The sequence below is a fragment of the Sinorhizobium sp. FG01 genome (assembly GCF_002531875.1).
GTDB classification, from domain to species: Bacteria; Pseudomonadota; Alphaproteobacteria; order Rhizobiales; family Rhizobiaceae; genus Sinorhizobium; species Sinorhizobium fredii_C.
On sequence record NZ_NWTB01000006.1, the window covers coordinates 123228 to 137091 of the forward strand.

Here is a 13864-nt window from a genome sequence, read left to right on the forward strand (position 1 = left end):
AGCGATGACGACGATCTTTGACGCTCCGGAAGATTTTGCCACGACTGCGCTTGCCGGTTTCGCAGCGATCTATGCCCGTAATGTCCGCCTGGTGAAGGGCGGCGTGGTGCGCTCCACCAAAGTGCCTAAGGGCAAGGTGGCCGTGGTGATCGGCGGCGGCTCCGGCCACTATCCGGCCTTTGCCGGCTATGTCGGTCCGGGCCTCGCGGATGCGGCGGTTGCCGGCGACGTTTTCGCCTCCCCGTCGACGGCCGCCGTCGCCCGGGTCTGCCGCCATGCGAACCAGGGCGGCGGGGTGCTGCTCGGCTTCGGCAACTATGCCGGCGACGTGTTGAACTTCGGGGTTGCGGCCGAGCGCCTGCGCGCTGAAGGCATCGACGTGCGCTTCGTGCCGGTGACCGACGACGTGGCGAGCGCTTCGGTGGAAACGCCGGCCAAGCGCCGCGGCATTGCTGGCGACCTCGTCGTCTTCAAGATCGCCGGCGCCGCCGCCGAGGCGGGAAAATCGCTCGACGAGGTGGAACGGCTGGCGCGCCTTGCCAATGAACGGACCGTGTCGTTCGGCGTCGCCTTCGGCGGCTGCACCCTGCCGGGCGCCGCCGGACCGCTCTTCACCGTCCCTAAGGGACAGATGGCGCTTGGCCTCGGCATTCACGGCGAGCCCGGCATCAGCGAGGAGACGATCTCCTCCGCCAGCGACCTCGCGAAATTGCTGATCGGGAAGCTGCTGGCCGAGCGGCCGGCCGGCACCCGCAAGGTCGCCGCGGTGCTGAACGGCCTCGGTTCGACCAAGTACGAGGAGCTCTTCGTGTTGTGGACGGCGATTGCCAAGGAACTGGCGGGGGCGGGGCTGGAAATCGTCGACCCGGAATGCGGCGAATTCGTCACCAGCCTCGACATGCAGGGCTGCTCGCTGACGCTTCTCTGGCTCGACGAGGAGCTGGAAGTGCTGTGGCGCGCGCCCGCAGATGCGCCAGTGCTGCGCAAGGGCACGATCATCGCTGCCGAACCTGCGACGGACGACATCGTCGATGCGGAAGGGCCGCAGTCGTTCGGCGCCGCCTCGGAAGCTTCGAAGGAGAGCGGCAGGTGTATCGCCCGGCTGATCGGCAGTGTCGCTGAAGCGCTGAAGGCGGCGGAAGACGAACTCGGCCGGATCGACGCCATTGCCGGCGACGGCGACCATGGCCAGGGCATGCGGCGCGGCTCGGCCGCCGCGCTAGATGCTGCCAATGCAGCGGTTGCGGCGGGCGCCGGCGCGGCGAGCGTGCTGGCTGCCGCGGGCGACGCCTGGGCGGACCGCGCCGGCGGCACGTCCGGCGCGATCTGGGGGCTGGCGCTCAGGTCCTGGAGCAATGCCTTCTGCGATGACGAGAAGATCGGCGAAGCGGCGGTCGTCAAGGGTGCGCGTCTCGCTCTCGACGGCGTCACCCGGCTCGGTCGCGCCCGCGTCGGCGATAAGACGCTTGTCGATGCGCTTGTGCCTTTCGTCGACAGGCTAGAAAGGGAAGCTGCAGCCGGCAAGCCTCTCGTCGAGGCCTGGAAGGCGGCGGCAAAGGCCGCGCAGGACGCGGCCGAGGGAACATCCAGCCTGACGCCAAAGCTCGGGCGGGCGCGGCCGCTGGCGGAGAAGAGCATAGGTCATCCGGATGCCGGCGCGACCTCGCTGGCGCTGGTGGCGAGGGTTACGGGTGAGTTCTTGGGAGGCGTTGGCGACGTATGATTTCGATCGCCTCGCGCACCGGACGGCGGATTTGCCCCTCACCCTAACCCTCTCCTCGCAGGCGGGGCGAGGGGACTTAGCAGAGCGGTACCGCGAGTCCCCTTTGCCCCGATTGCGGGGAGAAGGTGGCGGCAGGCCGGATGAGGGGGGTCTGCATCACCCGTACCGCACCAGAAACTCATCCGCCGTCAGTTCGCGAAAATCATCCAACGCCCGGCGCAGCTTGGCGTGGTCCCAATCCCACCAGGCGAGGCGGTCCATGGCCTCGCCGATCTCGGCGGTGAAGCGCTGGCGGATCAGCTTGGCGGGGACGCCGCCGACGATCGTGTAGGGCGCAACGTCTTTCGAGACGACGGCGCCGGCGCCGATGACGGCGCCGTTGCCGACCTTGACGCCTGGCAGGATCGTGGCGCCATGGCCGATCCAGACGTCGTGGCCGATCGTCACCCGGTTCTGCCGGCGCCAGGCGAAGAGGTCGTGATCCGGCTCGGCGTCGTCCCAGTACATCGGCGCGCGATAGGTGAAATGATGCAGCGTCGCCCGCCAGGTCGGGTGGTTGGTGGCATTGATGCGCACGGCGGCGGCGATGTTGACGAACTTGCCGACCGTCGCGCACCAGATAGAGCCGTCCTGCATGACGTAGGAATAGTCGCCGAACTCGACCTCGTCGAGACGCGAACGCTCCTGGATCTCCGTGTAGCACCCAAGCTTCGAATTTGTGACGCTGGCGGTCGGATGGATGAAGGGTTCGAGACCAAGCTTATGGCTCATGCGGCGTGCTTCCTCGGCGAGAATTCGGAGACGTCGATGATGCGGTCGGCGACCGCGTCGCGGACTTCGGCGTCGTGGAAGATGCCGACCAGCGCCGTGCCTTGCGCCTTCTTCTCGGCGATCATCTCGACCACAACGGCGCGGTTCTTCGCATCGAGCGAGGCCGTTGGCTCGTCGAGCAGCAGGATTTTGTGATCGGTGATGAAGCCGCGGGCGATGTTGACGCGCTGCTGCTCGCCGCCGGAGAAAGTGGCGGGTGGTAGAGCCCACAGCTCCTGAGGCAGGTTGAGCTTCGAAAGCAGTTCTGCAGCGCGCTCCCTCGCCTCGGCGGCCGCACCCCCGCGCGCCTGCAAAGGTTCGGCGACGATGTCGAGGGCGGAGACGCGCGGCACGACGCGCAGGAACTGGCTGACATAGCCGAGCGTGGTGCGGCGCACTTCGAGCACGGTGCGCGGTTCCGCATCCGCGAGGTTCACGAGCCGGCCGTCATGCTCCATCAGGATCTGGCCACCGTCGACGCCGTAATTGCCGTAGAGCATCTTGAGGATCGAGCTCTTGCCGACGCCGGAAGGGCCGCCGAGCACGACGCATTCGCCGGTCTTCACCGAGAAGGAGACGTTGGCGACGACCGGCAGGCGTACGCCGTCGCGCAGGTGCATGGTGAAGCTCTTGGCGACTTCTGAAACGACTAGGGGAGTAGCCATGGATCACACCTGCAGGATCGAAGAGACGAGAAGCTGCGTATAGGGCTCGCGCGGGTCGTCGAGCACGCGGTCGGTCAGCCCCTGTTCGATAACCGTGCCGTCCTTCATCACCATCATCCGGTGCGAGAGGAGGCGGGCCACCGCGAGGTCGTGGGTGACGATGATCGCGGCCAGCCCGAGGTCGTGGACGAGGCCGCGCACCAGATCGAGGAGGCGCGCCTGAACCGAGACGTCGAGGCCGCCGGTTGGCTCGTCCATGAAGACGAGGCGGGGCGAGGTGACTAGATTGCGGGCGATCTGCAGGCGCTGGCGCATGCCGCCGGAAAAGGCGCGCGGCTGGTCGTCGATCCGGTCCTCGCCGATCTCGACGCGCCGTAGCCAGTCGCTGGCGCTGGCGCGGATATTGCCGTAGTGCCGGTCGCCGACCGCCATCAGCCGCTCGCCGACATTGGCGCCGGCCGAAACCGTCATCCTCAGCCCATCGGCAGGGTTCTGGTGCACGAAACCCCAATCGGTGCGCATCAGGAAGCGCCGCTCGGCCTCGCCCATATGGGCCAGATCGCGGTACTGGCCGTCGCGCATGTGGTATTCGATGATGCCGGAGCTCGGCATTAGCCGAGTCGAGAGGCAGGAAAGCAGCGTCGTCTTGCCAGAACCGGACTCGCCGACGACGGCGAGCACCTCGCCGGGATAGAGCTCGAAGGAGACATTGCGGCAGCCGATACGGCTTCCGTAGAACTTCGAGACGTCCTTGACCTTGAGAAGCGGCAGGGCGCTCATTCTGCGGGCTCCTTGCGTTCGTTCTGGGGGCGACCGAGCATGGCGCCGGCGTGCCCATTCGCTTGCCGCTCCTCGCAATGGTCGGTGTCGGAGCAGACGAACATGCGCCCACCCTTGTCGTCGAGCACCACCTCGTCAAGATAGACGTTCTCCGCACCGCAGAGCGCGCAGGGCTTGTCGAATTTCTGGATCTCGAAAGGGTGGTCCTCGAAATCGAGGCTGACGACCTCGGTGAAGGGCGGCACCGCATAGATGCGTTTCTCGCGGCCGGCGCCGAAGAGCTGCAGCGCCTCCGACATGTGCATCTTCGGATTGTCGAATTTCGGCGTCGGCGAGGGGTCCATGACGTAGCGGCCCTCGACCTTGACCGGATAGGCATAGGTCGTGGCGATGTGGCCGTTGCGGGCGATGTCCTCGTAGAGCTTCACATGCATGAGGCCGTATTCTTCGAGCGCATGCATCTTGCGCGTCTCGGTCTCGCGTGGCTCCAGGAAGCGCAACGGTTCCGGGATCGGCACCTGGTAGACGAGCGTCTGGCCTTCTCGAAGCGGCTCCTCGGGAATGCGGTGGCGCGTTTGGATGATCGTCGCATCCGTCGTCTTGGTGGTGACGGCGATGTTAGCGACCTTCTGGAAGAAGGCGCGGATCGAGACGGCATTGGTGGTGTCGTCGGCGCCCTGGTCGATGACCTTCAAAACGTCATCGGGGCCAAGGATTGAGGCGGTGACCTGCACGCCGCCGGTGCCCCAGCCATAGGGCATCGGCATTTCGCGGGAGGCGAAGGGCACCTGGTAGCCGGGAATGGCGATCGCCTTGAGAATCGCCCGCCGGATCATCCGCTTCGTCTGTTCGTCGAGATAGGCGAAATTGTAGGTGGCAAGGTCGTTCATTCGGCGGCCTCCTTCATGCCTTCCGCTTGGCCGGCGTGGGCGGCCTTGTAGTCGCGGCGCATGCGCCGCACCAGGTCGAGCTCGGCCTGGAAATCGACGTAGTGCGGCAGCTTCAGATGCTCGACGAAGCCGGTCGCCTGGACGTTGTCGGCATGCGAGATGACGAATTCCTGGTCCTGGGCCGGGGCGACGATGTCCTCACTGAACTCGTCGGTCCGGAGCGCCCGGTCGACGAGCGACATCGACATGGCCTTCCGTTCGCTCTGGCCGAAAACGAGACCGTAGCCACGGGTGAATTGCGGCGGCTGTTTGGCCGAGCCCTTGAACTGGTTGACCATCTGGCATTCGGTTACGCGGATGGTGCCGAGCGAGACGGCGAAGCCGAGCTCCGGCAGATCAAGCTCGACCTCCACCTCGCCGATCCGGACCTCGCCGACGAAGGGATGGGTGCGGCCGTAGCCGCGCTGGGTGGAATAGGCGAGCGCCAAGAGAAAGCCTTCGTCGCCGCGGGCAAGGGCCTGCAGGCGCAGGTCGCGGGCCATCGGGAATTCCATCGGCTCTCGCGTCAGGTCGCCCGCCACATGACCATCGGGCATCTGGCCGTCGACTTCGATCAGGCCCTCGCCGTCGAGAATGTCCGAGACGCGCATGACCTGTTCGCCCGATGACTTCATCGCCGGCGCCGCGACCGGTTCGTCGCCGATGAGCGACGGGTCGAGCAGGCGGTGGGTGTAGTCGAAAGTGGGGCCGAGAAGCTGACCGCCGGGCAGGTCCTTGTAGGTGGCGGACACGCGCCGTTCGACCAGCATTCCGGCAGTGTCGATCGGCTCGGAATAGCCGAAGCGGGGGAGCGTGGTGCGATAGGCGCGCAGGATGAAGATCGCCTCTATCATGTCGCCGCGCGCTTGGCGCACGGCAAGTGCGGCGAGCGAGCGGTCGTAAAGCGAGGCCTCGGCCATGACGCGATCGACGGCCAGACCGAGCTGCTCGACCACCTGCTCGATGGTGATCGAGGGCAGCGAGCGGTCGCCGCGCCGGCGGTCGGCAAGCAGGCGATGCGCATTGGCGATGGCGGCTTCCCCGCCCTTCACGGCAACATACATGGATCAGAACTCCTTCGCCGAGAGCTTCGTCGTGCGCGGCAGGCAGAGCACCGCGTCGCCCGACGTCAGCACCAGATCGATGCCGCGCGGGAAGACCGCCCAGTTGGCCGCCCAGAAGTCGAGAAAGACGTCCGGCAGGCCCTTCGGTGCGACGCCGATCTCAGTTTTGATGCCCGGCCCGCGAGCGACGAGCGCCTCACCGCCGGTCAGTGCCTCGATCTCGACCACCAGCGTCGTCGAGCGGTCGGGATATTCCTGGGTGCCGAGGGCGAACTGATCGAAGCCCGGCACCGCGGCCCCCTTCTCGACGAAGGCGAAACGCGCCTCGTCCTTGGCTTCGGTCAGGGCGGCGCCGGTATGGAAGGCGATCCATTGCGGCACCGAAGATTTGGCGAGCGCCGGTGAGAGCCAGACGGGGGTGTCGTGATCGCAGAGCGTCAGTGCCACGGCGCCGCTGGCGTTACCAAGAGGCGAGCGTGGTGACGATTGAGCCGAGAGGCGGCCGATGGTGCCCGGGCGGGCAAAACTGTCCATCAGGGTGCGGAACACGGATTGCGCCGCGAAGACGGGATCGGCGAAGGCGCCGGCATAGATCTGCGACTGCGTGCCCATCAATCCTCTCCCCGGACCATGGTGAAGAAATCGACGCGGGTCGCCGCCGTCTCCTCGGCTTTCCGCTGGTCTTGCCTATCGAGGCGGGCGGCGATCAGCCGGTGCAGCGCTTCGACCGCCGGACGGTGCGCATCGTGCTGGAAAAGGGCGTCGAAGATCGCCGCGTAGCGGGCGCGCTCCTTGTCGGTGCCGAGCATCTGCCCGTGGCCGACCTCGCCGGTCGAGAGCCGGACGGTGGCACGTGACACTGTCGCCTCGCCCAGGTTGAAAGGATCGCCGCAGCCGCCGATGCGGCCGCGCACCATGACGAGTCCGGTCTCCGGACCGCGGACCGGCGCCACGTCCGGCTTGTCGGCTATGGCTTCCCAGGCGGCCGTCAGTTCCGCAAGGGTGGCGCGGGCCAGAAGCCGCATGCCTTCCTTGCGATCCCACGCCTCTGGGGCTTCAAATCTCTGCTTCGCGTCCATTTGCTTCATCCCAAATGTCTATTGATCTAGACAACTATACATCCTATACCATTCTCTAACGGTCGGAAATGACAGGCTTGTGACGGTGGCAAAAACGGCAGTGAAAAAAACGGTCGAGCGGCAGACCGGTGTGGCGCTCTGGCGGCAGATTGCCGACCGCATACGGCTGGCGATCAGCAATGGCGACTACGACACGACCGGAATGGTGCCGCCCGAGACGGCGCTGGCGCACGACTTCGGCGTCAACCGCCATACGGTCCGCAGCGCGCTGGCGGCCCTTGCCGACGAAGGACTGGTGCGCGCCGTGCAGGGGCGCGGCACGCTGATCGAGCGCAAGGAGCGGGTCACCTATCCGATCTCGCGGCGTACCCGCTTCTCGCAGGGGCTCGGCCGACAGGTGAGGGAAATCGGCACCCGGCTGCTGGCGCACGGCCAAGTGCCGGCGAGCGGCGAGATTGCCACGGCACTAGGTCTTGCTCCGAGTGCGCTGCTCGTCGAGCTCCACACCGTCAGCAGTGGCGACGGCCGGCCGCTCTCCACGTCGCTCAGCTATTTTCCCGCCGACCGCTTTCCGCGGATGGCGGAGGAATATGCCCGTCTCGGCTCCGTGACCAAGGCCTTCGCCGCCCAGGGCGTCTACGATTATGTCCGCGCTTCCACCGAGATCGTCGCGCGACATGCGGAAGCGGAGGAGCTGACGCTGCTCCAGCTTTCACCCGGGGCGATCGTGCTAGAGGCCCAATCGGTCAATGCCGACCTCGAAGGCCGGCCGGTCGAATACTCGCGGACGCGTTTTGCAGCCGACCGGATGAAGCTCAGGGTCGAGACTTAGCGCCGTCCAACGACAGCTTGATGCGCATCGTTTGACCGGCAGCCAGTTTTTCTCGCTGCCGAACCTCCGCCTTCACCGGCAGCAGGAACGAACCCGAGGCCTTGTCGGGGAAGATCGACGTGGTCCAATCCGTCTTGCCCGTGCGTGCGATCACAGCCTCGCTACCCCAGCCGCGTTTTCCCCGTTCGGCCAGGAACTTGATCTGCCGTGCAATCTCCGCTGGCAGGGTGACGAAGTGCCAGCCGCCCTTGCCGGGATAGAGCCAGAGCTCGCCGTCGAATTCGAATTCGCCCATCTGTCTCAGTTACTCTCGCTTGCCGCCATTCCGTTAAATAAGGCCAAAACGCCGCATTTCCGACGCGTTTTTGCCGCATCACCTAAGCTTGCATCAGGATCCACGCATTGTCTTCTCTGGGGGAGAAACGAAATGGCGACGTGGCGACCCGATCCTTCCTTCTATCCATCCCCACGCATGGCCGCCAAGGCGCCGAAAGAGACGCTTGCCTATGTGGCGGCCTTCGACCCGGACCGGCAGCGGCCGGACGCAATCGCCGTCGTCGACCTCGACCCGGCATCCGCAAGCTATTCTCAGATCGTCGGGCAGGTCGACATGCCGAATGTCGGCGACGAGCTTCACCATTTCGGCTGGAACGCCTGCTCATCCTGCTTGTGCCCCAATGCGCCGCATCCGCATGTCGAGCGCCGCTACCTCGTCGTGCCCGGCTTGAGATCATCGCGGCTGCATATCATCGACACGAAGCCCGATCCACGCAAGCCTGAGATCGTCCGCGTCATCGAGCCCGAGGAAGTCGCCGAACGGGCCAACTATTCGCGGCTGCACACGATCCATTGCGGACCGGAGGGCATCTACGTCAACGCGCTCGCCGACCGTGACGGCAAGGCGCCAGGCGGCATCTTCCTGCTCGACCACGACAGTTTCGACGTGCTCGGCCAATGGGAAATGGACCGCGGCCCGCAGAAGCTCGCCTATGACTTCTGGTGGCATCTCGGCCACGACACGATGATCACCAGCGAATGGGGAACGCCCGATACGTTCGAAAACGGCCTCGTTCCGGAAGTGCTGCTCGGCTCCCAGTATGGCCGCCGGCTGCATTTCTGGGATCTGCATACGCGCAAGCACCTGCAGGAGATCGACTTCGGCGAGGAACATCAGCTCGTCTTCGAATTGCGCCCGGCCCATGATCCGACCAAGGCCCATGGTTTCGTCGGCTGCGTCATCAGCCTTAAGGACCTCTCCGCATCGATTTGGACCTGGTATCGCGAAGGCAACCAGTGGGCGGTGAAGAAGGTGATCGAGATACCCGCAGAGCCGGCCGATCCGGACCTCTTGCCGCCCTTGCTCAAGGGCTTCCAGGCCGTGCCGCCGCTCGTCACCGATATCGACCTCTCGATGGATGATCGCTTCCTCTACGTCTCCTGCTGGGGCACCGGAGACATGATCCAATACGACGTTTCTGATCCGCTTGCGCCGAAGGAGGCCGGACGGGTGCGGATCGGCGGAATCGTCGCGCGCGCGACGCATCCGAAGGCATCGAATGGCCGCTTGAACGGCGGGCCGCAGATGGTGGAGATCAGCCGCGACGGCAAGCGGGTCTACTTCACCAATTCGCTTTATGGCGCCATCGACCCGCAATTCTATCCGGAGGGTCTCGACGGCTGGATGGTGAAGCTCGATGTCGGCGACAATGGCGGGATTTCCTTCGACGGAAAATTCTTCGTCGACTGGCCGAAGGGCCACCGGCCGCATCAGGTTCGGCTCGAGGGTGGCGACTGTTCGTCGGATTCCTATTGCTATTCTTGAAGTGAGCAGAACGATGCTCGCCGGAGCGGATAATGGATTTCTGGCCCTGGCTCTCGCTTGCCGGTCTCGGCGCCTTTCACGGCGCCAATCCGGCGATGGGCTGGCTTTTCGCCGTGGCGCTCGGGCTGCATCGGCAAAGCGCCCGCACCGTCTGGCTCTCGCTTGTCCCGATCGCCCTCGGGCATGCCGTTTCCATTGGGACCGTGCTCGCCGCGATGGTCGCCTTCGGGGCGGTCATGGACCTGCGCGGCCTGCAGCTCGTTACCGCCGTCTTCATCCTGGGCCTTACCGGCTATCTTGCCATCTACGGACACCGTCATCGCGTCAGGGTCGGCATGCAAGCCGGCATGGCGGGGCTTGCGGCCTGGTCCTTCCTGATGGCCACGAGCCATGGCGCCGGACTGATGCTCGTGCCCGCGGTGCTTAGCCTCTGCCTTTCCGATCAGGCGGGGGTGGCCGGCACCACCGACTCGCTCTCGGTTTCCCTTGCTGCAATTGCCGTCCATACCGGCGCGATGCTCGCGGTGATCGCCGCGATTGCCCTGATGGTCTTTACCTGGCTTGGCCTTGCCGGATTGCGATCCGCATGGATCAATTTCGATCGGCTCTGGATCGCCGCACTCGGCGCAACCGGCATCATCCTCCTCGTCTGGTAAAGCGCATTCTGCCTACAACGACTTCACATAATCGATGTAGCCGCGGACATCGGCGGCCGGCTCGTTATAGGCGTCGCCAAGCGACGTCTCCATGGCCGCGACATAGGTCTTGGCCCAGTCCGGCAGGGAATAGTCGATCGCCGCTAGGAATTCGAGTGTCGCGGCAAGCCTGATATCCGCGATCGACGGGCTGTCGCCGCCGATGAACGGCTTGTCGCCTATGTAGAAAAGGCGGAAGACCTCGAGCGGTTCGGCAAGCGCCTCAGCGGCGGCCTGGCGGGCCCGCTCCTTGGTTTCCGCATCCGCCTCGCTGAAGCCGACTTCGCCCGGATATTGCGGGAAATTGAGAGCCGGGTAGGTGGCGCGGGCCAGATAAGGATAGAAGGTGCCGATCAGGTAGAACATGGCGCTATCGATCATTGCGCGCGCTTCCGGGTCCTTCGGATAGAACCGATCGAGTCCATGCTTGTTGCAGAGATACTGCATGATCGCGCAGCTTTCCCAGAGCGCGCCCCTGGGCAGGTCCGCCGTTTCGATCATCGGCGTCAGATGCGACGGGGCGCGAGCCAGATATTCGGCGGAGCGGGTTTGTCCGTAGACGTCATGCTCGGCAAAATCGAGATTTGCCGCCCTTAGAAACACGCGCACCGTCATGTTGTTGACGCTGGGCTTGATCACGTTGAGCTTTATCGTTGCCATCTGCCTTCCTCCCTCTGCTTCCCTAAATTGATCCATATGGGTCCTTCGGCGCGCGGTCAGCCGAGAGCGTCGGCCGTACACTTTCGATCAGTGCCTCGATCGCATCGGCGAGATGCACCTCGGCGATGGCGTAGTCGCCGCGCGCCAGCCGGATGTTGTGCGCCTCCATCAGCACGTCGGCATGGGTGTGGCCGGCCGGCGGCTCGAAGCGGTAGGAGGCGAGCTCGACCAGGAGGCCGAGCGGGTCTTCGAAATAGATCGAGTCCATGAAGCCGCGATCCTTGACGCCGCTGTGGCGGATGTTGCGCTCATCGAGGCGCTCGACCGCCTGCTGGAATGTCGCCCGCGAGACGGCGAAGGCGATGTGATGCACGCAGCCGATATCCGTCGACGTCCGTTTCGGATCGGGCTTGCGGGTCTCGTCGGTGAAGACGGTGATCAGCCGCCCGTCGCCGGGATCGAAATAGAGATGGCTTTCCGAGGCCCGGTCGAGATTCGGCTGCTCGAAGATGAAGGGCATGCCGAGAATGCCCTCCCAGAAGTCGATCGACGTCTGCCGGTCGGCTCCGACCAGCGTTATGTGATGGACCCCCTGCGATTGAAGCTTCCGCATTGCCGTCCTCCCTAATCTTCTTCCGCGGGTGAGCGCGGAAAGCCGCTTTCCTCATGCCGTTTGATGCACCAGTTTCGACTTGTATTCGCTGCGCTGGAGAGTGCCCCAGGGCACCATTTTTATTCTTGTTGAAACGACGAGCACCTCACGAATACGCTTCTGGATCCTCTCGGCCAGATTCGCGATGCCTTCGCTGTCCCTGGCGAGTTCCACCGAAACCGGCAAGGGCGGCTGCTGCCGGGCACCCGCGGCCACCGGTGTTATCAGGATGGCGCCGCTGACGGCCGGGGCAAATTCGTTCACGACGTCGCGGATAGCCGAGGGAAACACGTTGACGCCGCGGACGATCAAAAGGTCGTCTGTCCGGCCGATGCAGCGCAGCCGCGGCGCCGTCCGTCCGCAGCGGCAGGGAGACGTCCACATCTCCACATGGTCACGCGTGCGGAACCTCAGCATCGGTGCCGCCTGATGGCGAAGATGGGTGAGCACCAGCTCGCCTTTCGCGCCGTCGGCAAGGGCTATCGGCGCTGCCGAATCGGGATCGATCAGCTCGGCGTGGACGAAGCCGCGGGCACCGAGATGCATACCGCATTGTTCCTCGCATTCGCCCCACAGCGACACGCCGATGTCACCGATGCCCATGGCCTCGGTGACCTTTGCGCCCCAGGCCTCCTCAAGGCGCGCCCTAAATTTAGGTTCGCCGCCCCCCGGTTCGCCGGCGACGAGTAACCGGCGGACGCTGGAGCCTTTGAGATCGAAGCCGCGGTCGGCGGCCCATTCGCAAAGGTGGGCCGCGTAGGACGGCGTCATCACCGCCGCCGAGGGCCTTAAAAGGCGAATGGCGGCCATCAGGCGTTCGGTGTTGCCGGTGCCGACCGGGATGTGGCACATGCCTAGCCGGTCGAAGGCGCCGAGTGCGGCGCCAGCAGCGAAGGGTCCGGCGTTGTAGGTCGAAACGATCGCCTCGCCTTGCCTGATCCCCGAGGCGGAATAGCTGCGCGCCGACGCCGTCACCCAATTGTCAAGATCCTGCGCCGTCAGCGGAATATAGCTCGGCGTCCCGGTCGTCCCGCTGGTGGAATAGATGCGGACAATCTGGTCCATAGGTGCGGCGACATGCGCACCCATCGGCTCTGCGTCACTGCAACTCGCCCGGATATCGCTCTTCTCGGTCAGCGGCAGATCGGCGATCGCATCGAGCCCGCCGATCATTTCGGCTGTGTCGAAACCCGCCTCGCCGAGCTTGCGCTGATAAAAACGCGAACGCGCCAGCAGGTATGCGATCTGCTTTCGGTAGAGCGCGTCATCCAACCGGATCTGGTCGCGCCAGGGCAGCGTCTCGACATCGGGCTCGAACATGATCAGCCGTCGCCCTTGTCGTTCTGGTAGGTGACAGCCGCTTCCGCATGCGCTGCCAAGGTGAAACCGATCGGGCGTTGCTGCTCCTCGGCGAGATGGGCAAGCAGGCCGCCGGCGCGGGCCAGCAGCGGCACCGCCTTGATCATCGCAACCGGAAAATCGAGATCGAGAAGCACGGCGGCGATCGGCATGGAAACGTTCATCACCAGGGGCTTGCCCCAGGCCTCGGCCGCAGCGGCGCGGAAGTTTCGCGCCATGCGGACATGCGGTCCGCTGACGCCGCGCGCGTCCGCGAGTTCGAGGATCCGTTCGGCGCGGGGATCGGTCGGGCGATGCACCGGGTGGCCGAATCCCGGCAGCTTTCCGCCGGCCCTACGGACGTCCTGCAGCATTGCGACGGCGACCAGCTTCGCCTCCTCGCCGGCTGCGACCCGGGCCTGCGCCTCGGCCAGAAACTTGCCGCATCGCTCCGCTGTTCCGACCAGCACAGGGCCGCAGCCGAGAAGACCCGCCGCCAAGGCGCCCTGTAGGGAATCCGGGTCGGCGGCGAGCGTCATGCGCGCCGCCTGTACCGTCGGCATCATGCCGTGCTCGGCGATGCCAATGAGCAGCAGGTCGAGAAAGTAGCGCTGGTTATCCGTCGGCTCCCGCCCGGTCAGCAGCAGGTAGAAATACTCGGTAAAGCTCAGCCGTCCCATGAGATCGCGGCAGAGATCGCGGCCGCGCACCTCAACGCTGTCCGCACTTGCCTGGCAAATGCGGGTGATCGCCTCGTGAGGTTTGCCGATCTGCATGCGGTTCCCTCTGGCGGTGTCTGCGGACGCTGTTGTCCG

General features: G+C 65.2%; 16 protein-coding genes. 4 read left to right on the top strand and 12 right to left on the bottom strand.

The genetic code is table 11. The features are described 5' to 3' along the window. The first annotated feature begins 4 nt into the window (after window positions 1-4). Window positions 5-1723, top strand: a complete 1719-nt coding sequence (locus CO656_RS10920) for a dihydroxyacetone kinase family protein (RefSeq protein WP_095678062.1) — start codon at window positions 5-7, stop codon at window positions 1721-1723. A gap of 156 nt (window positions 1724-1879) precedes the next feature. On the opposite strand, the gene CO656_RS10925 is transcribed toward CO656_RS10920, so the two are convergent. From CO656_RS10925 to phnG, 7 genes are read right to left on the bottom strand one after another with little or no spacing between them, the layout of a single operon-like run. Further along, window positions 1880-2494, bottom strand: a complete 615-nt coding sequence (locus CO656_RS10925) for a DapH/DapD/GlmU-related protein (protein ID WP_097525770.1) — start codon at window positions 2492-2494, stop codon at window positions 1880-1882. Further along, on the bottom strand, window positions 2491-3198 hold the full coding sequence (phnL, locus tag CO656_RS10930) for a phosphonate C-P lyase system protein PhnL (protein WP_097525771.1): 708 nt from the start codon (window positions 3196-3198) through the stop codon (window positions 2491-2493). The genes CO656_RS10925 and phnL overlap by 4 nt, the downstream gene beginning before the upstream one ends. Window positions 3199-3201: 3 nt before the next feature. Next, the gene (phnK, locus tag CO656_RS10935) at window positions 3202-3978 is read right to left on the bottom strand and encodes a phosphonate C-P lyase system protein PhnK (protein ID WP_095678063.1); all 777 of its coding nucleotides are present in this window, start codon (window positions 3976-3978) and stop codon (window positions 3202-3204) included. Then, window positions 3975-4868, bottom strand: a complete 894-nt coding sequence (locus tag CO656_RS10940; RefSeq protein ID WP_097525772.1) for an alpha-D-ribose 1-methylphosphonate 5-phosphate C-P-lyase PhnJ — start codon at window positions 4866-4868, stop codon at window positions 3975-3977. Before CO656_RS10940 ends, phnK begins: the two co-directional genes overlap by 4 nt. Further along, on the bottom strand, window positions 4865-5971 hold the full coding sequence (locus tag CO656_RS10945) for a carbon-phosphorus lyase complex subunit PhnI (protein WP_097525773.1): 1107 nt from the start codon (window positions 5969-5971) through the stop codon (window positions 4865-4867). The genes CO656_RS10940 and CO656_RS10945 overlap by 4 nt, the downstream gene beginning before the upstream one ends. 3 nt (window positions 5972-5974) lie before the next feature. After that, window positions 5975-6583, bottom strand: a complete 609-nt coding sequence (phnH, locus tag CO656_RS10950; protein ID WP_097525774.1) for a phosphonate C-P lyase system protein PhnH — start codon at window positions 6581-6583, stop codon at window positions 5975-5977. Further along, window positions 6583-7050, bottom strand: coding sequence for a phosphonate C-P lyase system protein PhnG (gene phnG, locus CO656_RS10955; RefSeq protein WP_097525775.1), 468 nt, complete (start codon window positions 7048-7050; stop codon window positions 6583-6585). The genes phnH and phnG overlap by 1 nt, the downstream gene beginning before the upstream one ends. 85 nt (window positions 7051-7135) lie before the next feature. On the opposite strand from phnG, the gene phnF reads away from it, so the two are divergent. Further along, window positions 7136-7882, top strand: a complete 747-nt coding sequence (gene phnF, locus CO656_RS10960) for a phosphonate metabolism transcriptional regulator PhnF (RefSeq protein ID WP_097525967.1) — start codon at window positions 7136-7138, stop codon at window positions 7880-7882. Here the strand turns inward: phnF and CO656_RS10965 are convergent. Beyond that, a complete protein-coding gene (locus CO656_RS10965; RefSeq protein WP_097525776.1) occupies window positions 7866-8177 on the bottom strand; it encodes a DUF1905 domain-containing protein in 312 nt (103 codons plus the stop codon). The two genes, phnF and CO656_RS10965, sit on opposite strands and share 17 nt — an antisense overlap. A gap of 132 nt (window positions 8178-8309) precedes the next feature. Between CO656_RS10965 and CO656_RS10970 the strand changes: the two genes are divergently transcribed. Both CO656_RS10970 and CO656_RS10975 read left to right on the top strand, forming a co-directional pair. Further along, on the top strand, window positions 8310-9704 hold the full coding sequence (locus tag CO656_RS10970; RefSeq protein ID WP_097525777.1) for a selenium-binding family protein: 1395 nt from the start codon (window positions 8310-8312) through the stop codon (window positions 9702-9704). Between the two features lie 29 nt (window positions 9705-9733). Continuing rightward, entirely contained in the window at window positions 9734-10360 is a 627-nt protein-coding gene (locus CO656_RS10975; protein WP_097525778.1) for a hypothetical protein, read from the top strand. A 12-nt stretch (window positions 10361-10372) separates the two neighbouring features. Here the strand turns inward: CO656_RS10975 and CO656_RS10980 are convergent, their stop codons facing one another. Genes CO656_RS10980 through CO656_RS10995 form a run of 4 tightly spaced genes read right to left on the bottom strand, consistent with a single transcriptional unit; the run spans window position 10373 to window position 13825 of the window. Beyond that, window positions 10373-11059: a glutathione S-transferase family protein gene (locus CO656_RS10980; protein WP_037418940.1), complete on the bottom strand. Its 687-nt coding sequence runs from the start codon at window positions 11057-11059 to the stop codon at window positions 10373-10375. A 22-nt stretch (window positions 11060-11081) separates the two neighbouring features. After that, complete coding sequence (locus CO656_RS10985; protein ID WP_037418943.1) at window positions 11082-11672, bottom strand: VOC family protein; 591 nt, start codon at window positions 11670-11672, stop codon at window positions 11082-11084. A 51-nt stretch (window positions 11673-11723) separates the two neighbouring features. Further along, on the bottom strand, window positions 11724-13031 hold the full coding sequence (locus tag CO656_RS10990; RefSeq protein WP_179864745.1) for an AMP-binding protein: 1308 nt from the start codon (window positions 13029-13031) through the stop codon (window positions 11724-11726). A 2-nt stretch (window positions 13032-13033) separates the two neighbouring features. Next, window positions 13034-13825: a citryl-CoA lyase gene (locus CO656_RS10995; protein ID WP_097525780.1), complete on the bottom strand. Its 792-nt coding sequence runs from the start codon at window positions 13823-13825 to the stop codon at window positions 13034-13036. Window positions 13826-13864 lie beyond the last annotated feature (39 nt).

Bases quoted from the DNA above. Each gene is read 5' to 3' on its own strand.
- CO656_RS10965 (WP_097525776.1), bottom strand. From the start codon at position 8,177: ATGGGCGAATTCGAATTCGACGGCGAGCTCTGGCTCTATCCCGGCAAG.
- phnK (WP_095678063.1), bottom strand. From the start codon at position 3,978: ATGAGCGCCCTGCCGCTTCTCAAGGTCAAGGACGTCTCGAAGTTCTAC.
- CO656_RS10920 (WP_095678062.1), top strand. From the start codon at position 5: ATGACGACGATCTTTGACGCTCCGGAAGATTTTGCCACGACTGCGCTT.
- phnG (WP_097525775.1), bottom strand. From the start codon at position 7,050: ATGGACGCGAAGCAGAGATTTGAAGCCCCAGAGGCGTGGGATCGCAAG.
- phnH (WP_097525774.1), bottom strand. From the start codon at position 6,583: ATGGGCACGCAGTCGCAGATCTATGCCGGCGCCTTCGCCGATCCCGTC.
- CO656_RS10985 (WP_037418943.1), bottom strand. From the start codon at position 11,672: ATGCGGAAGCTTCAATCGCAGGGGGTCCATCACATAACGCTGGTCGGA.
- phnL (WP_097525771.1), bottom strand. From the start codon at position 3,198: ATGGCTACTCCCCTAGTCGTTTCAGAAGTCGCCAAGAGCTTCACCATG.
- CO656_RS10995 (WP_097525780.1), bottom strand. From the start codon at position 13,825: ATGCAGATCGGCAAACCTCACGAGGCGATCACCCGCATTTGCCAGGCA.
- CO656_RS10990 (WP_179864745.1), bottom strand. From the start codon at position 13,031: ATGTTCGAGCCCGATGTCGAGACGCTGCCCTGGCGCGACCAGATCCGG.
- CO656_RS10970 (WP_097525777.1), top strand. From the start codon at position 8,310: ATGGCGACGTGGCGACCCGATCCTTCCTTCTATCCATCCCCACGCATG.
- CO656_RS10945 (WP_097525773.1), bottom strand. From the start codon at position 5,971: ATGTATGTTGCCGTGAAGGGCGGGGAAGCCGCCATCGCCAATGCGCAT.
- CO656_RS10925 (WP_097525770.1), bottom strand. From the start codon at position 2,494: ATGAGCCATAAGCTTGGTCTCGAACCCTTCATCCATCCGACCGCCAGC.
- CO656_RS10940 (WP_097525772.1), bottom strand. From the start codon at position 4,868: ATGAACGACCTTGCCACCTACAATTTCGCCTATCTCGACGAACAGACG.
- CO656_RS10980 (WP_037418940.1), bottom strand. From the start codon at position 11,059: ATGGCAACGATAAAGCTCAACGTGATCAAGCCCAGCGTCAACAACATG.